This window comes from Pantoea sp. B9002 (assembly GCF_013385945.1).
In the GTDB taxonomy this organism is placed as follows: domain Bacteria; phylum Pseudomonadota; class Gammaproteobacteria; order Enterobacterales; family Enterobacteriaceae; genus Pantoea.
This window is the reverse complement of record NZ_JACAPA010000013.1, coordinates 1-18,955: the sequence shown is the minus strand read 5'-3', so window position 1 is coordinate 18,955 and position 18,955 is coordinate 1. Positions and strand designations below refer to the sequence as shown.

The window sequence follows — 18,955 nt, the reverse complement described above, 5'->3', positions numbered from 1 at the left end:
AAAAACATTAAATCTGAAAATCGATGGCCGGTTCGTTTTCGGTCTCGTAAGAGAGCGCCTGACGTTTAATCTCCTCCAGCGACAGATTGGCATTACAGAGTTCAAGGAACTGCCAGACATAATTACGCTGCAGCTGACCGCGCTTCAGGCCGAGCCACACGGTATTGGCATCGAATAGATGATGCGTATCGATTTTCACCAGGTCTTCACCTTCGTAAATATCGCACGCCTGATCGGCCAAAATACCAACGCCAAGACCGAGTTCGACGTAGGTTTTCACCACATCCGAATCCTGCGCGCTGAGCACGATATCCGGTCGCAGTCCTGCCGCCTGGAATGCACGATCAACCCGCGAGCGGCCGGTAATGCCCTGACGATAGGTAATCAGCGGATAACGGCTGAGGCTGGCAAGCGTTACCGGCTGATGCTGCAACAGTTCATGATCGTGCGGCACCAGCAGTGAGTGATGCCAGCTGAACCACGGGAACGCCGCGAGACTGCTGTTATTCACTAACTGCTCGGAGGCGATACCGATATCGGCTTCACCCGCCAACAGCATGGCGACGATCTCCTGCGGCGATCCCTGATTCAGCTCGAGACGCACGTTAGGATAAAGCTGACGAAACGCTTTGATCACGCGCGGCAGGCTGTAACGCGCCTGCGTGTGCGTGGTGGCGATGGTCAGCACGCCGCTGGTTTCATTGGTAAACACATCCGCTAAGCGGCGAACTTTGCCCGCTTCATCAAGGATGCGCTCAGCAATGGTCAACAGCGCCTTGCCCGGTTCGGTCATGCCTAACAGTCGCTTGCCACGACGAATAAAAATTTCCACGCCCAGTTCATCTTCCAGATCGCGAATATGGCGACTCACCCCGGATTGGGAGGTAAACAGCGTATTCGCCACTTCGGTCAGGTTGAACTCGCAACGGGCCGCTTCACGTATAATTTTAAGTTGCTGGAAATTCACACCCTTTTCTCCTGGTTCCTGCCCCTGTTTCGTCCATGTTATGAAGTTGGTGTCATTGCAACAAATAATAAAAAACGGTGTGTTATGCGGAATAGTAATAAGGGAGAGGTTTAACGGACGCCCTCACCCCAACCCTCTCCCGCAAGCGGGCGAGGGAGTTGATCGAGCGGCTGGTTGGTGAGGTGATTTATTGGCTAGTATGGGCTGGATCGGTCCCCTCTCCCGTATGCGGGAGAGGGTTAGGGTGAGGGGAAAAAGCGCGTTTAACTCATCCCACTAACATCAATTCACGATCCTCTACCGCTGGCTTATTCAGCAGCGACAGCAGAATATTCTTCACTGCCTGCGCCGATGGCGACAGCGGCAAACGTGCAGAGATGTTCAGCGACAGCGGCAGATTCAGCGACGGGCTATTAATCCGCGCCATCCACGCATGGGTTGAACTCACCAGCGCACGCGCCGCAGATTCTGGCAGCACCGTGACGCCCATGCCGCTGGAAACTGCCGCAGTCAGCGTGGATATCGATTCGATTTCGCCGATGATGCGCGCGCTCAGGCGACGCAGCGAGAAAGCTTCATCAACACGTTTACGCACCGCGCTGTAGTCGCGTGGCAGGAACAAGCTCATCTGCGCCACTTCCGCCAGATCGACGGTGGCACCCGGACACGCCGTGGCGCCCACCAGATAGAGCTCTTCTTTCATTAAGGGAATGCTGTTGATGCCGGCCGTTGGCGCACGGTCGTACAGCACCGCCATATCCAGTTGGCCGTTCATCACTTTTTCGTTCAACGACGTGCCGCTGTTTTCATGCAGATACACCAGCACATCCGGGAACTGCTCACGCACCGTTTGCAGCAGCGGCATGGTGAGCGAGGATGCGGCGGTGCCCGGCGCTAAACCGATGGAAACCTGGCCGTTCAATGCCTGACCGGCGTTGATCACTGCCGTTTGCGCCTGTTCACACTGGCGCAGAATGGTGCGAGCGTGGGCATACAGAATTTTACCGGCTTCAGTTGGCGTCACGCCGCGCTTGGTGCGGATCAGTAATTGCTGATCGAGTTCATTTTCCAGCGTAGCGACCTGCTGGCTAAGCGCAGGCTGCGCGATGTGCAGCACTTCTGCTGCCTGAGTCAGGCTGCCGATATCGACGATTTTTACGAAATACTTGAGTCGTCTTAAATTCATGTTGCCTCCGTCATTCCCCGAATGCCCAAAATGCTGGGTGTCTCAGCCTGCTGGCTTGTGGAGATGAAGTTGCAATATGCAGGCCAGGTTTGTTCGCGATGCAAAATTGCGTTGCCGGATTTTTCCTAAAGGCACGGAAAATAAGCGTTTGTGATTACCTCGAAGGAGTTAATAAGCGCGGGCGATGACGCAAAAAGAGTAAGAATCAAACGAATTGCACCGCGATGGGGCAGGAAATGCGAGTCAGGCGTGCAAAAAAGTGATGACCGGATGAGCCGGTTTGGTGCAGAAAATACAGAAAATGAGCAGAAACAGCGGGAATGGAACAAAACGAGCGGAAAAGAACGGGTTTAACCAGCAGGAAAACTTATGTGGGTGGCGGTGCGCGTTGTCCCTCACCCTAGCCCTCTCCCGCGCGCGGGAGAGGGAACCGACCGTGCAAACTCTGTAGGGTCGCCATTTATGGCGACCACCTGGTTATCTCTTCTTGCGGTTTCTATGCATATCAATCGAAACCGCTGCGACGATGATGATGCCTTTAATGATGTCCTGCACGTAAGCATCCACACCGACAAAGGTGAAGCCGCTCTTAATCAGGCCAAGAATCACTGCACCAATCAGCGTACCGGTAATGCGTCCTACGCCGCCCATCAGGCTGCTGCCGCCAATAACGGCTGCGGCGATGGCATCCAGTTCGTACGCCATACCCATGCTTGACTGGCCGCTACTGACACGCGCCGCCAGCACCACACCCGCCAGGCCAGAGAGCGCACCGGCGATGGTGTAGACGATGATCAGGTACTTATTAACGTTGATACCGGACACTTTGGCGGAGGTCATGTTGCCGCCAATCGCGTAGACATATTTGCCGTAGCGCGTATGTTTCAGTGCGATGTGGAACAGGAACGCCACCACCAGGAAGATAATCACCGGCATCGCGCCCTGGCCGATGGAGGTGAAGCCATCTGACAGGAAGCTGATGGGATTACCCTGCGTGTAGTACTGTGCCAGACCGCGTGCCGACACCATCATGCCGAGCGTGGCGATGAACGGAGGAATACCGGTTTTGGTGATCAGCACGCCGTTCATCACGCCGCACAGCAGTCCGACCCCGATGCCGGCGACGATGGGAATAGCCGCAGGCAGGTTCACCAGCGACGGATACATCGGTGACAGGCTGTGTGAGGTTTGCGCCAGACTGGCCGCCACCACCGCGGTTAAGGCGATAACCGAACCGGATGACAGGTCGATACCGGTGGTAATAATGACCTGCGTCACACCCACCGCTATGATACCGATGATCGCTACCTGCAGAATAATCAACACTAAGCGGTTGGTGTTCATCAGGAAAGATTGGTCACGTACGTACCAACCGGCAATTTCAAAAATCAGGGCAATGCCCACCATCACGACAAAAATCCCGGTATCTTTTGGCAGCTTGTGACGCAAGTTACTAAAGAAGGAACTCTGTTCTGCGGCCTGCGGGGCCGTAATTTTTACGTTACTCATAGGTGTCTCACGCCTCACTCGGATGCCAACGACAAAATGGATTCCTGATTGGCCTCTTCTTTATCGAGGATGCCGGTTATACGTCCGCCGTGCATAACCATCACGCGGTCGCTCATGCCGAGAATTTCTGGCAGTTCGGACGACACCATAATGATGGCCACGCCGCGATTCGCCAGTTCACTGATTAAGCGATAAATCTCTGCTTTTGCACCAACGTCGATACCGCGCGTTGGCTCGTCGAGAATCAGGATCTTCGGTTGCGCCAGCAGCCAGCGGGCAATCAGCACCTTCTGCTGGTTACCGCCGCTGAGGTTATTGATGATCTGATCCATGGTTGGGGTTTTGATGTTCAGCTTGCGAATCTGATCCATGCAGTCCTGCGCCATTTTGATGTGGCTAACAAAACCGCTTTTATGGGTGTAATCGGGCATGTTGACGATGCTCATGTTCTCCATCACCGACAACACCAGGAACAGCCCCGACTTTTTACGGTCTTCGGTGAGGAACGCCATGCCCTTCTCAATCGCCGTGGAAGGCGAATCGATCTTCACCGGCACGCCATCAATCAGGATTTCACCGCTGTCGAAACTTTCCATACCGAACAGGCTTTCCATCACTTCACTGCGTCCCGCACCGACCAAACCGGCCACGCCGAGGATTTCCCCTTTGCGCACCGAGAAATTGATGTCGGTGAAGCGGTCTTTGCAGGTCAGATTGCGCACCGTCAGCACATCTTCGCCAATTTCCCCGTTGAATTTTGGGAACAGCTGGGTCAGTTCACGGCCAACCATCTGCGTGATCAGTGACTGGCGGGTGTATTCGCTGGTGTTATTGCTGCCCACCCACGCACCGTCACGGAAGATGCTGATCTCATCGGTGATGGCGAAAATCTCATCCATCTTATGGCTGATATAGATGATGGCTTTGCCCTGCTCGCGCAGGTCACGGATGATGGTGAACAGATGCGCCACTTCGGTTTCCGTTAGTGCCGAGGTCGGTTCATCCATAATCACGATGTCCGCGTTCCACGACACCGCTTTAGCGATTTCCACCATCTGCTGCGACGCAATACTCAGCTCGCCCACCATACGATCGGCTTTCAGACGGATATTCAGTTTATTCAGCAATTCCTGCGTCTGTTTATTCAGCTTGCCGTGGTCAACAAAGCCGTACTTCATCGGTTCGCGACCGAGCCAGATGTTTTCGGCCACGGTCATGTAAGGCACCAGATTGAGCTCCTGGTGAATCATGGAGACGCCGGAACGCAGCGCATCCATGGTGTCCTGAAACTGCACTGGCTCCCCTTTAATGCGAATGGTGCCCTTATCGGGACGATACATCCCGATAAGGCATTTCATTAAAGTAGATTTGCCCGCGCCATTTTCACCCATCAGGGCATGTACCGACCCCGGTTTAATACGTAGTGAGACATTGTCGAGTGCCTTCACTCCGGGGAAGAACTTGCTGATGCCTTCGGCTTCAAGCGCAAAAGCGGTCATACATCACCTCCGTACGGCTGAGTCGGTTACGGTTTATTTCTGGTTCTGACTGGCGAATTTTTCGTAGTTATCTTTGGTGATCAGCTGGAACGGGATATCGACCACTTTCTGCACTTTCTCGCCGTTAATCAGCTTGACCGCCGTTTGCACAGCGCCTTCACCCTGACCTTTCGCATCCTGGAACACGGTAGCGACCATCTTGTCGTTCTTGATCATCTGCAGTGCATCCGGCGTGCCATCAACACCCGCAACCAGGATGTGATTCGGGTTTTTGCCCAGCGCCTGCAGCGCACCAATCGCCATTTCATCGTTGTTGGAGGCGATTGCCTGAATGTCATCGCCCGCCGTCAGCCAGTTGCTCACCACGTCTACCGCATCGTTACGGGTAAATTTGGCAGTTTGTTTCTGAATCACTTTGATGCCCGGATATTTCGCCACCACAGCTTCCACACCTTTGGTGCGTTCACGCGTCGATTCGTTAGCCAGGTCACCCAGTAGAATCGCCACGTTGCCTTTGCCGTTCATCTTTTTAGCCAGCGCTTCCATCTGCAGACGACCCGCCAGTTCAGAATCGGAACCAACGAATGCCATTTTGTCTTTCAACTCGCCAGCCGGTTTACGGTTGACGAACACCAGCGGTACGCCGGCTTTCGCGGCTGCATCCACCAGCGGTTTCACCGCGTTGGTATCAACCGGGTTCACGATAATGGCGTCAACGCCCTGACCAATGAAGTTCTGCACCTGTTGTAGCTGCTGAGCCACGTCGCCTTTGGCGTCTTCAACCTGGCCTTTGATATTGTCTTTTTGCATCTCTTTCTGCATTGCGGTGCGCAGAATGGTGAGGAAGTTGTCATCAAACAGCGCCATAGAAACGCCCACCTGAAGATCTTTTGCCATGACAGCGGCAGGTAACATGCAAACTAACAGGGAAGTTAATAACGCTTTTTTGAATTTCATAGGTAACCCTTCTTATTCGTTAACATGCTCAGGTTGGCTGAGACCGCGAATGAAAAATATCTTTTACATTCACCCAACGTCGCTGGCGTTTTTTTTGTGGTTGTAGAGGTAAGGCTTCTGGTCTAACGCTATCGGTTTACTGCATCTTTTCGGTGTAACTCACTACTTATCAGCCAGTTATTTTCGAAATGCCATTTCAGATGAATGAAGTCGTTTCGCCGGTGATGATTAGCAGTTCATTTATTTCATCCGATTGACATTTGAAACTTTCATCATAAAAGCACTGAAATGATTGTTTTAAAATCGGCAAATAACAAAACTTTGACATGCCTCTAACATCTCAAAGGAATTGCGTTTAAAGTGAGATCTTGCTGGCAGTTTAGAATCTGATCATTCAAGGCAGAAAAGCAGCATTCCGCTGCTTTTACGCGCACTTAAACTAAAAGTGTGCAGTCGGGCTTTGACAACGGGGATCGGCATCGCTAATATGCGCCTCGTTCACACGATTCCTCTGTAGTTCAGTCGGTAGAACGGCGGACTGTTAATCCGTATGTCACTGGTTCGAGTCCAGTCAGAGGAGCCACATTTAGAGAAGCCCGCTTAGGAAACTAAGCGGGCTTTTTGCTTTCCTGTATTCATCCAAAGATCTGCTCTGACGATCCCGCCCTTTCCTGAAGTATCATAAATGACACTTTTCGCCTTCATGTTTGATTTTGTCGCATGGAGTTGTCGATAAAATAGCTAATAAGTTCAAAAATGACCCTTTAGGCTTTATAGTCGACTCATATCGTAAAAAGCAGGCTAGAAAATGCGTGGCAGTGTCAAAAATGAACCTTGATGACATCAAATCTCAACTCGACAAGCTTTCTGAATCAGATCGACAGACCGTGATGGAAGAGTGGGCGTTGAGTACTCAATCTTTAAATGAAGATGCTCCGTACGACATACGCGCTCTCAACGCTTTAGAATTTTCATTATTGCCGCAGCTCCTGACGCGTGAACTTAAGCAACAAAATATCACTTATGAAGAGATGTCCATGCAAATTGGCGTTTCAATCTCGACGTTTAAGCGAATGATTGCCAAACCATCATCAGCAAAGGCGATTAATCTCCATGCATTGCTTAAAGAGCTTGGAATAAAAGTATGGCTCGAAAAATAGCGGTGTGGCTTTACAACCATCCTGTCGGGACGTTGAGTGAAGTGGAAAGGGGTTTTGCTTTCTGCTATCAGCCCAATTATAGCGGGCCAGCAATATCTCTTAGCATGCCGGTGAGATCTGAGCCTTACTTTAGTGAAGAGCTTCATCCTTTCTTCAAAGGATTAGCCCCAGAGGGATGGTTGCGTAAACGATATTCTGAAATTCAGAAAATTGACGACAAAGATCTGTTCGGTTTACTGATGCAGAATGGTGACGACTTGCTCGGTGCAGTCGTACTCAAAGAGATGACTCAATGAATCCTGAACGCTGCCTGATAAATTTAAAACTGCTGAAAGAATCCGAGTTGAATACAGGTTATTCGACAAAAGGCATTAAACATTTACTGGGTAGTTTGCAAGTGTCCCTAAGCTTGCCATTCACCCGTAGCCAGTTTATTCAGGAACTTCCTGAGCGCCAGAAAGGGATGAGCATTTCAGGCTATCAACCCAAGCTCTCTCTCCGCCTGGAAGCAGGAGAATTGCATGTAGTCAGCAACGACGGAACCTATATTCTTAAACCTTCACCAGAAGAGTATCCGCACCTGGCGGAAAATGAGCATGCAACGATGAGCCTGATGCGGCGCCTGAAATTTGACGTTCCTTCCTTTGGACTTATGCCGTTTAAGCATGATGACAGCCGGCCAGATGAACTCGCTTTTGTCATCAAGAGATATGACCGGACGGGGGCTGATAAAGCCAGATTGCATCAGGAGCAGTTGGATGGCGCGATGGGCCTCGGCGATAAATATGGCTATATAGATAATAAGAAGGCCACAAGTTATGAGAAAGCCGCTAAATTTCTCAATCATTCGGTAAGTAGCAGTTTGAAGAGTAAACGAGACCTCTTTTTACGCATCGTCTATGCCTATGTATTGGGGAATAATGATTTTCATCTGCGCAATATCGGCATCATTCTTCCCGAAAAGGGAGCGCCTTATTTGGCCCCAGTTTATGACTTTATCAGCGTCGTTCCCTACCCTGCGGCGTTTAAAGAATATTTAGCGTTGCCACTTCTGGAGCGGGAAGAAAATGATGCAGAAAGCGCCCCAGGAATTAATTCCATCTACGGGGAATATCTGGGAGCGGACTTTGTCCTGCTCGCGCAAGGTATGGATATTCATCCCACTTTGGCCAAAAAATGGCTAAGCGAAATTATCAGTAACCATCAGCTGATTATTGATACCTACACTGAAAGTCACATGCCAGAAGCGCAGCGAGAAACTATTCTCGAATATATTGCGCGGCGGATAACCTTATTGGCGGTCACTGAGCTTTAGCTTGAATCAGGCCTGAGATTTGCACTTAACAGAGTCACTATAAGTGGCGTAGGGTACGTCAGTTGAGCTTAAATCGGTCGCCATAAATGGCGCCCCTACGAAAACGCACCGGAACATTGTAGGGTCGCCATTTATGGCGACCTGGTTACCACGTGCAACTACGCCAGCGGAGCCAGCTCCAAACTGCTGCGGAAATCGTTGCCGACATAATCTGTATCGATCAGCTGGCGGCGACGCAGTTCTGGTAGCAGGCCGTTGAGCAGCAAATCCTGCTGATCGGGCTGGCCGAGTCCATGCAGCGAAATCACATCCAGCACGCCGGCGCGGTAGCGCTCTTCGATAGCATCGGCCAGGGTTGCTGGCGTTCCGGCGACAAACCAGTGACCGGTCTCTTCAGCTTTAATGATCAGCTCACGCAGGGTTAATCCTTCCAGCGCATAGCCACGGAAAATGGCTGCGCGTCCCTGACGACGATGCACCTGCGCCAGCTCCGGAATAAACGCGGCGGGCAGCGGTTGATCGAGCGGCAAATCGCGCAGATCCACCTCGCCGCCCAGCATATCGGCCACGCGCAATCGGCCCTGTTCATAGTTGATGCGTTCATGCTTATCGCGCAACCGGCGCGCCACATCGGCGTCGCTGTCGCCAATGATGGCGTGGAACGAGTTCATGATCAGCGGCGGATTGTGTTCGCGGCCAAAACGTCGCGCCCGCTGCTGCACATCAGCCACGAAGGTTTGCGCGGCATCGAAGGTGGGCTGCGAGGTGTAAATCACCTCGGCATAACGTGCGCCGAGGGTTACGCCCGCTTCGGATTGTCCCGCCTGGAACTGCACCGGACGGCGCTGTGGCGGCGGCGGTACGTTAAGCGGACCCGCCACCTGGAAATAGTCGCCGCGATAGTTAATCGGATGCAGTTTGGTGTGATCGAGACGAATGCCGCCGCTGGCCGTGCGCTGCGCTGCCGCGCGTTCGTTGGCGTCATACAGCGCGTTCATCACCTCGATAAATTCGGTGGCGCGCGCGTAGCGCTCCTGCGGTGGCGGCAGCTGGCTTTCACCAAAGTTCTCCTCGCCAACTGATGAAGTCACCGCGTTCCAACCCGCGCGGCCGCCGCTGATGTGATCGAGCGTGCCAACCTGACGCGCCAGATTATACGGATGCAGCCAGCTGGTGCTGACGGTGGCGATTAAACCGATGTGCGATGTCACCTGGCTCAATGCCGCCAGCGCAATCAGCGGATCTTGCGTGCCGGTGGTGCCGGCTAATCCGGCCGGATCGGCCTGCAGCAAATCGGCGGTAAACAGCCCGGTGATCTTTTCGCGCTCGGCAATCTTCGCCAGTTCAATGGCGCGTGTGATGCCCACGCCTGGCTGGCTGTCATTGGCGGCGGAAATCACACTGCTGGCGCCGACCAGCGTTTTCAGTTTTCTGCGATACGTTTGCGACACAACACTCTCCTTTATGGTTGTCGCGCGAAATCCGCTTTGACGTTGTTTAAGGCGTCCGCATCGATCAGCAGACGTAAGCCGGTGCGGGCCAGCACGCGCGCGCCAATCAGCAGCGCCTGATAGCCGCGCTCAGAGTTGGCCGCTTCACGGAAGGGCACGGTGTGGAAAATCAGATCGTCGGGGCCAATTTTCAGCCACGGATGCGCCGTCGGCACCGCGTGGCTGATGTCGCCGGCATCGGTCGAGACTTTGTTCTTCTGCGGCGAGAGATCAACCTTCTCGCCTGCCGCAGTGAACTCCTCCAGCAGCAAGGCATCCAGCGCTGAGTTGAGTTTGAAATCGCGCGGGCCAATCTGATGGTCAATCTCGACGCGCGCACCGGTCGCCAGCGCCACGCCTTCGGCAATGGCGCGCAGACGCGGCTCAAGGGATTCCACCACTTCGCGGCTGTCCGCGCGGATGTAGTAGTGCGCCGACGCGTATTCCGGGATCACGTTTGGGGCCTGGCCGCCGTTGGTGATAATGCCGTGCACGCGCACGCCATCCGGCAGTTGCTGACGCAGCACGCTGATGCCGTTGTAGAGCAGCACCAGCGCATCCAGCGCGTTGATCCCTTCATGCGGCGCGCTGGCGGCGTGCGACGGCTTGCCGTAGAAGTGGAAATAGAGATGATTATTGGCGAGCGTGGATTCGGTCAGGCGGGTTTTGCCCGAGGGATGCACCATCAGCGCTACATCGACGTCTTTGAGGTAGCCGGCTTCGACAAAGCGCTTTTTCACGTTGCCTTTGGGGCCGCCCGGTCCGGCTAATCCGCCCTCTTCCGCTGGCGTGCCTAACACCACCACGCGTCCACCGGTTTGATCCAGCACCTGCGACAGCGTGATGGCTGCCGCCACGCTGGTGGTGCCAATCAGGTTGTGACCGCAGGCGTGACCGATACCGATCAGCGCGTCATATTCTGCGAGAAAAGCGATAGTGGGGCCCGGTTTGTCGCTGGCCTTGACCGCGTAGAACGCGGTTTCGTGTCCGGCGACGTTAATTGTGACGTCAAAATCCTGCGCCCTGAGTAATTGGGTTAGCTGCTCGCTGGCGAAATATTCGTTGTTGCCAGTTTCGGGATTTTGAAATATCGCCTGCGATACCTTGAGGTAAGCGGCGCTGTGTTGTTCGAGGTTGTTTTCGAGCGTGAGCTGAAGTGGATTCAGCGACATGAGCATTCTCCTTTGGCAAAAAAATGCGCAATAAATTGCGCCGCTACAGTAGATGCACGTATTCGTAGCGGCGCGATTTATCGCGCATCAATGATAATCAATGACGCTTATCGATACGCTGCACCAAGCGGTCGCCGACCCACTGAATGCCGCACACCAGCACAATCAGCACCGCGATCACCGCAATCATCACTGAGGTTTCAAAGCGCTGATAGCCATAACGGATCGCCAGATCGCCCAGTCCGCCTGCGCCAATCGCGCCGGCCATCGCCGAAGCACCAATCAGCGCGACGAGCGTGACGACAAAACCAGACAGAATGCCGGGCAGCGCTTCCGGGATCAGCACGTCCCAGACAATGCGCAGCTTGCTGGCGCCCATGGCGCGCACCGCATCAATCAGGCCGCGATCGACATCACGCAGCGACACTTCTGCCACGCGCGCGAAGTACGGCGTTGCGGTGATCGACAGCGGCACAATCGCGGCCCAGGTGCCGAGCGAGGTGCCGACCAGAAAACGGGTAAAGGGAATCAGCGCCACCAGCAGAATAATGAACGGCAGCGAGCGGAAGCTGTTGATGATCAGGCCCAGCACGCGATTAACGCCGCGATGTTCGGCAATGCCGCCAGGGCTGGTCATCACCAGAATCAGGCCGAGCGGCAAGCCCGCTACCAGCGAAAACAGGCCGGAAATCAGCGTCATTAATACCGTTTCGCCTAACGCATTGAGTAAAAGATCAATCATGACTGGCGACATAACCCACCAACTCCACTTGAGCCTGCTGCGCGTGCAGCCAGCTGAGAATCTGTTGCTCGTCGGCCGCGTTCGCCGCCGGGAGCGCAATAAAGAAACGCACCACCGCGTAGTGCTGGATATGATCGATGCCGCCCTGCAGCAGGCGGAATTTGCCCGGCAGCGCGCCGGCAAAGCGGGTGAGCAGATCGCCCTGCGCATCGTCACCGGCAAAATGCACGCTGTAGATGGCGTCGCCCTGTTTCTCATCGCTGAGGCGCGCGGCAATATTTTCCGGCAGCTGCGGCAGCAAACCGCGCAGCAGCGTGCGCGTCAATTGCGAGTTGGGATGCGCAAACACCTGCCAAACCGGACCTTGTTCAATGATTTCACCGGCATCAATCACCGCCACGCGATGCGCCACGGATTTGATCACTTCCATCTCATGGGTAATCAGCAGAATGGTGATGCCGAGTTTTTGATTCAGGGATTTGAGCAGCGCCAGAATTGAGCGCGTGGTTTCCGGATCGAGCGCCGAGGTGGCTTCATCGCACAACAGCAGCGCCGGACTGGCCGCCAGCGCGCGGGCAATGCCAACGCGCTGTTTTTGGCCGCCGGATAACGCCGCCGGATAGCTTTGCGCTTTGTCCGCCAGTCCTACCAGTTCCAGCAGTTCCGCCACGCGCTGCTGGCGTTGCGCTTTATCCATGCCGGCAATTTTCAGCGGCAACGCAACGTTCTGCGCCACCGTTTTTGCTGACAGCAGATTGAAGTGCTGGAACACCATGCCAACGCGACTGCGCACCGTTTGCAGCTGTTTTTCCGACAGGCCGGTGATGTTCCGGCCTTCGATTTCAATGACGCCTTCATCAGGTTGTTCCAGCCCGTTGAGACAGCGGATCAGCGTGGATTTCCCCGCGCCGCTGCGTCCAATCAGGCCAAGAATTTCGCCTTTCTGCACCGTCAACGAGATATCGCGCAGCGCCTGGGTTTGTCCAAAGCGACGTGACACGCCTTGCAGGCGCACCACGCTGCCGCTGTCGCGAAACTTCACCTGCGCCTCGTCATGGGCACTTTCCGCCACGCCGCGTTTGACGGCGGTAAAGGGCGTTTCGGCTGCTGAGAATAACGTCATCTTGTTCGTTCCTTACCAGGCCGTTTCGCCCGTGCCTTTGTAGACCTTGTCAAACACGGTCTTCACGGCATCGTTCTGATAAGAAGCCACCAGCGTTTTCACCCACGGCGCGCTGACGTTCTCTTTCTTCACCGCAATAAAGTTGTTGTACGGGTTATCTTTTACCGGCTCCTGCGCAATGCGGTCTTCTGCGGTCAGGCCACTTTTCAGCGCCCAATCGGTGTTGACGACGGCGGCATCCAGATCAGGAACGGAGCGGCCGATGATGCCGGAATCCAGCTCTTTGATTTTCAGATGATGCGGATTCGAGGTGATATCTGCGGTGGTGGCCGCGATGCCAACGCCCGGCTTCAGCTTGATCAGGCCTTGTTGCTCAAGCAGCACCAGACCGCGCGCTTCGTTAGAGGGATCGTTTGGCACGCCAATCACCGCGCCCTCTTTCAGCTCTTTCGCGCTTTTTACTTTTTTCGAGTAGAGACCAATCGGCCACACGGCGGTATCGCCGACGCGCACGATGTCGTAGTGATTGACCTTGATTTGGTTATTAAGGAACGGCTGATGCTGGAAGGCGTTGGCATCCACTTCGCCGTTTTGCAGCGCTTCGTTCGGCTGGTTGTAGTCGTTGAAGATCACGGTTTTCACCGTTAAGCCTTTTGCCGCCGCCTGTTTGATCACTTCGCGCCAGACGTCCTCATCTTCGCCGCTGATGATGCCGACTTTAATCGAGGTTTTATCCGCCGCATGGGCGATGGACAGCGGCGACAGCGCCGCACTGGCCAGCAGCAAAGCGCCAGCCGTTAACAGGAATTTATTTTTTACTGATGACAGACGTGTGTGCATAAAATGCTTCCTAATCGTTATAATTGCGCGAGTCAAAATAAGCTGTCGTAACGACAGATGACCGCAGTATACGCAGTTGCTTATTCCTGCATTATGATTTATTCAGAAATGCTATTCCTGAAAAGCATAAAGCCGCAGCGCCGCTCGCATCGCCACAAGCGAGAAAATGGCTGTGTTATCCTCTTCCTTTTGATGGACTTGTTACTGAGCGCTATGTCGGACACCACACCTAAACGAAAAAATGACCCTGAAGGGCTGAAGAAACGCATCCTTGCCGGTGCGCTGAAAATGTTCGCCGAGTTCGGTATGCAAGGCGCGCGGCTGGAGCAGATCGCTGAGCACGCGCAAACCACCAAACGCATGGTGGTGTATCACTTTGGCAATAAAGAGCAGCTCTATATTGAGGTGCTGGAGCAGGTGTATCAGGCGATTCGCCAGCATGAAACCGGCCTCAATCTCGCCGAGATGGAACCGGAACTGGCGATGACCAAACTGGTGGAAGCCAGCTTCGATTACCACGTTTCACACCCGGATTTTATGCGGCTGGTGTGTACCGAAAACCTGCTGCGCGGGCGCTACATCATGCAATCCGAACGCATCAAGGCACTGAACAAAAGTGCGCTTGATGTGCTGGATGACATTCTGACGCGCGGCCAGCAGCAAGGCCTGTTCATTGCTGGGCTGGATACCGTGGATGTGCACCGTTTGCTGAGCAGCATTTGTGTGCATCACGTCTCCAATCGTTACACCTTTCACACGCTGTTCACGCCGAACGATAGCGAAGAAGACAGCATCCGCCGCAACCGCCAGTTAGCCGTCACCGCCACGCTGCGTTATGTGCGCAAAGCCCCGTAGGCTGCGGCTGCGCGCTGATGGTCTACGCTTTTAATTTTGGGACTGTCACAGACCTCAGACTAAGGAACGCCGTAGTGAACAAAGATCCCCACCTTTATCCCTTACGCCATACGCACAATACCGATCAGGACAGCGCACTGTGGAACTGGGCGCAAAACACGGTGGTTGGTCAGCGTAATCAGTTACAACAGCCGCAAACTGAAGCGGAGTTACAACAACTGCTGCGCACCGCCAGCGGCAAAGTGCGCGTGCTGGGCAGCCGCTTGTCGCCGGGCCGCATGCTCGGCGTTGATGAGCAGGATTTGCTGCTGGATCTCAGCGCGTTCAACGGCGTGATCGCGCAAGACGAAGACAGCGTCACCTTTGCCGCCGGTACGCCGCTGGAGCAGGTTTACAGCACCTTAACCGAGATGGATCGCATGCTGGCCTCGTCGCCAGGCGTGATTGCGGTGCAAACGCTGGCGGGCGCGATGGCCACCGGCACGCACGGCCAGGGTTTAGCACAAAGCTCAATCGCCGATGAAGCGCTGCGCATCCGCATGGTATTGGCTGACGGCAGCGTGCGTGAATTTGTGCGCGGCGAGCCCGATTTCGCCGCCGCGCAGGTTTCGCTCGGCACCTTGGGCATTGTGACGGCCGTGACGCTGCGCACCCGACCTTTCCGCCTGTTTACCTGCCACAAATTCGCCGTCTCCGCCGATACGCTGGAGAACGATCTGATCGAATGGAATCAGCAGTATGAGATGAGCAAAGCCTGGTGGTTTGTCGATGACAACCTGATGCACGTGTGGAACGCGCATGAAGCCAGCGATGAAGAGTCGCAAGCCTGGCACGCCAATCAGCGCGAGGTGATTGAGCATGGCGATGACACCGACAGCAGCCTGAATGACACCATCGACCAGACGCTGGCGCAGATGCATCGCGATACGCAGATTCACGGCAAAGGCGGCAAACAATTCCGCACCGTGACGCGCTTCCGCGATTTCACTGACATCAGCGGCGATATCTATCAGCTGTTTTGTCGCGGCATTGCCGTGCCGCAGATCAACGTCGAGATCGGCGTGCCGCTGGAGAAAACGCCGCAGATTATCAGCAAGATCAAAGCGTGGTATGCCGAGAATCATCCGCATATGCACTATCCGATCATTCTGCGTTGCACCGGTGCGTCTGAAGCCTGGCTCAGCCCGGCGTATCAGCACGCCACCTGCTTCTTTGGCTTTGTGGTCTATTACGCCGATGACGGTTCGCTGTCGCAGGATGGCCTGCATTTTCTCACCGAAGTTGAGAAGCTGCTGGCGGCCGAAGGCGGACGTCCGCACTGGGGCAAATATTATGATCCGCAGCGCTATCAGTGGCGCGATATCTATCCGCAGTGGGACGCTTTCCGCGCGGTGCGCAACCAGCTCGATCCACAACGCCGTTTTAGCAATGACTATGTCACTGCTTTGTTTGATTAAGTTTGAGGGGGAGAAACCATGTTTGCATGGGTAACGCTGTTAACGCAGCCGGACTATTTTATTGGCGTGAAGGCGCTGCACCGCTCGCTGAAGCGCAGTGAAACCCGCTGGCCGCTGATTGTGATGGTCACCGACGCCATCGATCTGGAGACGCGTGAAGCGTTGCAGGCGCTGGGCTGCGTGATCCATCCGGTGGATCCGCTGATGCCGAATGCCGAACTGGAGCAGCATTACGCTTCGGCGCAATTTGGTGAAGTGTGGAGCAAGCTGCGCGCGTGGGAGCTGGTTGATTGTGAGCGCGTGGTGTTTCTCGATGCCGATATGCTGGTGCTGCGCAATATGGATGAGCTGTTTACGCTCGATCTGGGCGAGCATGCGCTGGCAGCGTGCCACGCCTGTCGCTGCAATCCCAACCAGATCGCCAGTTATCCCGCCAGCTGGCAGCCAGAGAATTGTCACTATACCTGGCAGGATCGCGGCGAACCGGCACCGTCCACGCTCGATCGTTATCTGAACGGTGGTTTCCTGGTGCTGAAGCCGGATCTGGCGGTGTTCGAGTGGCTGCAGGAGAAAGTGGCGGGCATTACCGATTTGCGTCGCTATCCGTTCTCGGAGCAGGATTTGCTTAATGAAGTGTTCGAGGATCGCTGGCTGCCGCTTTCGTATAAATACAATGCGCTGAAAACCTTGCCGTTCCAGCACAGCAAGATGTGGCGCGAAGATGAGGTGAAGAATCTGCACTTTATTCTGGCGAAACCGTGGAAACGCGATTTGAATCAACCTGAGTCGGAACGCGACCGCTATTACGCGCTGGATAAGCTGTGGTGGGAGTTGGCGGCGAAATAAAAAAAACAGCGCGATTCGTCGCGCTGTTTCATATGAATTGCGCATTACTGCGCGCCTGGTCGCCATAAATGGCGACCCTACGATTTATTGCGCTTTTGGCTCGCCCATCGCTTTCAATTTCTTCGACAGCTCGCGACGCTCTTTGGAGAGGTCAGCGTTTTTGATGATGTACTCATCAACGCGGTCTTCATAGTCCACACGCATGCTGGCGATAATTTCCTGCACCGCCTCGATGCTCATGCCTGGTTTGATGTATTCACTCAGGTTGTCCAGCAGCAGCACACGTTTCTGGTTATCACGGACTTTCTTCTCGTTATCCACGATTTCGCGCTGCAGTTTGTTTTTACGACGGAACATACGCACAAACTCCAGTACGTCCTGAAATGATTGCTTGGCATTTTCCATGTTGGCACCTTTCTTGAGGCCTGCGTCGGCAGGCGGAATAGTCATAACGTTTAGCTTAGCGGCTTGGCCGCCAGGGTTGCAATTCTCACCGCTAAATTCGGACTGGCGCTTATCTTAGCGCAAAGAAAGGGTGATTCACATTAAGTCCTTGCCTGAGAAAACTATTTACGCAGCGCCAGGCGCACTAAATCGGTCATACGCTCCAGCTGACGCGCCTGTTCGAGGCTCAGCCAGACGTAACCATAAATCGCCGTGGTTTCGGAACGTCCGCTACGATTGGCAATCAGCTGCTCCAGTTCCTGGGTGATCTCCTCCAGCGCGTGGCTGTTGGCGGTGATCTGCTCGGTTTCGCCTTTCACCATCAGCGTTGCCAGCGCATTCAACGTGTCTTCCGTCATCTGCTGCGTGCGGCGCAGCGTGGGCGCGTTAAGCATAATCAAGTGGCTTTCACGCGACGACCACCATGCATCAATCTGCATCTGCATGGTGTTAACCATATTGCGATTGATGGTTTGGATCGCCTCAAACACCGATTTCGGAATGCGTGTCTCTTTGCTCGCCGGCTCCAGCAGCGCGCGCATTTTGATCACGCCGCTCAGCAGTTTCTGGAAAGGTTTATTCAGCCGCGGTTTCTCCAGCAGATTGGCGGAGAAACCGGTGTGATGCAGTTTGGCCATGGCGATAAACGCATCCGACAACTGGATACGCCAATGGGTGTAGGCGCGCTGCGCCCATATCGCGCTAAACAGCAGCGCCATCAGTGAACCGAGAATCACATCGCCACCGCGCCACATGGCGATGGTGAAATCTCCGGCCGGTGCGCCAACCACCACGCCGAGCGTGATGCCGATCAGCAGCGCCATGTAGGGATGTTTGCCCAGCGTCAGATAGCCGCAGACCACCATCACAATGGCGCACCACACCAGCATCACCGGCAGTGAAAACAGCTCAAGCTTGAGCGCGATCAGCCCGGAAATCAGACCGGCAAACGTGCCGCTGATACGCTGCACCACGCGCGGCAGCACGTTGCCCCAGGTGGAAATCGGCCCCATCACCACCACCAGCGTAATCAGCGGCCAGGTGCCTTCGGGAATGTCGGTGAGCCGCACAAACAGGAAACACAGCACAAAGGCGATAGCGATGCGCACGCCGTGCACGGCGCGATAGTGGCGGTAGAACCAGAACTCAATCTGCGAGATGGGCTTGTCGGCGCGTAACATGGTTGTCCGGGAACGCTAAAAATTTGCGCGCTATGTTACCCTGGCGACGGCGGCGGCATCAGGGTCGAACGCAACTATTTTTCGTCTTTTGCTGAAATTCAACATGGACGTTACATCTGATTTTCCCAATGGAAACATTGATGTAACGCAGCGGTTTGGTGCGGGCATTGAAAAGGTCGCCATGAATGGCGACCCTACGGACTGAGGGATCC

Annotated in this window: 19 protein-coding genes and 1 tRNA gene; 7 read left to right on the top strand and 13 right to left on the bottom strand. The window is 54.6% G+C overall.

Annotated features, from left to right (window positions below; genetic code table 11):
- Positions 1-7: 7 nt before the first annotated feature.
- From cbl to HX773_RS10395, 5 genes are all read right to left on the bottom strand, one after another.
- On the bottom strand, positions 8-967 hold the full coding sequence (gene cbl / locus HX773_RS10415; protein ID WP_008109354.1) for an HTH-type transcriptional regulator Cbl: 960 nt from the start codon (positions 965-967) through the stop codon (positions 8-10).
- 268 nt (positions 968-1,235) lie between these two features.
- Positions 1,236-2,153 carry a nitrogen assimilation transcriptional regulator NAC gene (gene nac, locus HX773_RS10410; RefSeq protein WP_008109351.1) on the bottom strand — a complete coding sequence of 306 codons (918 nt, stop codon included), beginning with the start codon at positions 2,151-2,153 and terminating at the stop codon, positions 1,236-1,238.
- Between the two features lie 477 nt (positions 2,154-2,630).
- On the bottom strand, positions 2,631-3,662 hold the full coding sequence (locus tag HX773_RS10405; RefSeq protein WP_176971446.1) for an ABC transporter permease: 1,032 nt from the start codon (positions 3,660-3,662) through the stop codon (positions 2,631-2,633).
- A gap of 14 nt (positions 3,663-3,676) precedes the next feature.
- On the bottom strand, positions 3,677-5,161 hold the full coding sequence (locus HX773_RS10400; protein ID WP_176971445.1) for a sugar ABC transporter ATP-binding protein: 1,485 nt from the start codon (positions 5,159-5,161) through the stop codon (positions 3,677-3,679).
- A 33-nt stretch (positions 5,162-5,194) separates the two neighbouring features.
- Entirely contained in the window at positions 5,195-6,118 is a 924-nt protein-coding gene (locus tag HX773_RS10395) for a sugar ABC transporter substrate-binding protein (protein WP_176971444.1), read from the bottom strand.
- A 507-nt stretch (positions 6,119-6,625) separates the two neighbouring features.
- Here HX773_RS10395 and HX773_RS10390 point away from each other — a divergent pair.
- From HX773_RS10390 to HX773_RS10375, 4 genes are all read left to right on the top strand, one after another.
- Positions 6,626-6,701 (top strand) — tRNA-Asn (locus HX773_RS10390).
- A gap of 229 nt (positions 6,702-6,930) precedes the next feature.
- Positions 6,931-7,278 (top strand): XRE family transcriptional regulator, encoded by a 348-nt coding sequence (locus HX773_RS10385; RefSeq protein ID WP_370463599.1) that lies wholly within the window; start codon positions 6,931-6,933, stop codon positions 7,276-7,278.
- Complete coding sequence (locus HX773_RS10380; protein WP_176971443.1) at positions 7,263-7,574, top strand: HipA N-terminal domain-containing protein; 312 nt, start codon at positions 7,263-7,265, stop codon at positions 7,572-7,574. Before HX773_RS10385 ends, HX773_RS10380 begins: the two co-directional genes overlap by 16 nt.
- Positions 7,571-8,593 (top strand): type II toxin-antitoxin system HipA family toxin, encoded by a 1,023-nt coding sequence (locus tag HX773_RS10375; protein WP_176971442.1) that lies wholly within the window; start codon positions 7,571-7,573, stop codon positions 8,591-8,593. Before HX773_RS10380 ends, HX773_RS10375 begins: the two co-directional genes overlap by 4 nt.
- Positions 8,594-8,751: 158 nt before the next feature.
- Here the strand turns inward: HX773_RS10375 and HX773_RS10370 are convergent, their stop codons facing one another.
- From HX773_RS10370 to HX773_RS10350, 5 genes are all read right to left on the bottom strand, one after another.
- A complete protein-coding gene (locus tag HX773_RS10370; RefSeq protein WP_176971441.1) occupies positions 8,752-10,044 on the bottom strand; it encodes an NtaA/DmoA family FMN-dependent monooxygenase in 1,293 nt (430 codons plus the stop codon).
- A gap of 11 nt (positions 10,045-10,055) precedes the next feature.
- The gene (locus HX773_RS10365) at positions 10,056-11,255 is read right to left on the bottom strand and encodes a M20 family metallopeptidase (protein ID WP_176971440.1); all 1,200 of its coding nucleotides are present in this window, start codon (positions 11,253-11,255) and stop codon (positions 10,056-10,058) included.
- A gap of 97 nt (positions 11,256-11,352) precedes the next feature.
- Complete coding sequence (locus HX773_RS10360; RefSeq protein ID WP_176971439.1) at positions 11,353-12,009, bottom strand: methionine ABC transporter permease; 657 nt, start codon at positions 12,007-12,009, stop codon at positions 11,353-11,355.
- A complete protein-coding gene (locus HX773_RS10355) occupies positions 11,990-13,120 on the bottom strand; it encodes a methionine ABC transporter ATP-binding protein (protein WP_176971438.1) in 1,131 nt (376 codons plus the stop codon). Before HX773_RS10355 ends, HX773_RS10360 begins: the two co-directional genes overlap by 20 nt.
- A gap of 12 nt (positions 13,121-13,132) precedes the next feature.
- Entirely contained in the window at positions 13,133-13,960 is an 828-nt protein-coding gene (locus HX773_RS10350) for a MetQ/NlpA family ABC transporter substrate-binding protein (protein ID WP_176971437.1), read from the bottom strand.
- Between the two features lie 213 nt (positions 13,961-14,173).
- Here HX773_RS10350 and HX773_RS10345 point away from each other — a divergent pair, with 213 nt between their 5' ends.
- The 3 genes from HX773_RS10345 to HX773_RS10335 all read left to right on the top strand — a co-directional run bounded on the left by HX773_RS10345 (position 14,174) and on the right by HX773_RS10335 (position 17,118).
- The gene (locus HX773_RS10345) at positions 14,174-14,815 is read left to right on the top strand and encodes a TetR family transcriptional regulator (protein WP_176971436.1); all 642 of its coding nucleotides are present in this window, start codon (positions 14,174-14,176) and stop codon (positions 14,813-14,815) included.
- A gap of 74 nt (positions 14,816-14,889) precedes the next feature.
- A complete protein-coding gene (locus tag HX773_RS10340; RefSeq protein WP_176971435.1) occupies positions 14,890-16,272 on the top strand; it encodes a D-arabinono-1,4-lactone oxidase in 1,383 nt (460 codons plus the stop codon).
- Positions 16,273-16,290: 18 nt separating this feature from the next.
- Entirely contained in the window at positions 16,291-17,118 is an 828-nt protein-coding gene (locus HX773_RS10335) for a glycosyltransferase family 8 protein (RefSeq protein ID WP_176971434.1), read from the top strand.
- An 84-nt stretch (positions 17,119-17,202) separates the two neighbouring features.
- Here the strand turns inward: HX773_RS10335 and tmaR are convergent, their stop codons facing one another.
- From tmaR to HX773_RS25785, 3 genes are all read right to left on the bottom strand, one after another.
- Positions 17,203-17,523: a PTS system regulator TmaR gene (gene tmaR, locus HX773_RS10330; RefSeq protein ID WP_008110563.1), complete on the bottom strand. Its 321-nt coding sequence runs from the start codon at positions 17,521-17,523 to the stop codon at positions 17,203-17,205.
- Between the two features lie 161 nt (positions 17,524-17,684).
- Positions 17,685-18,743, bottom strand: coding sequence for an FUSC family protein (locus HX773_RS10325; RefSeq protein WP_008110562.1), 1,059 nt, complete (start codon positions 18,741-18,743; stop codon positions 17,685-17,687).
- A gap of 30 nt (positions 18,744-18,773) precedes the next feature.
- The coding region (locus HX773_RS25785) for a hypothetical protein (protein WP_218168218.1) at positions 18,774-18,955 on the bottom strand (182 nt) is incomplete at its 5' end.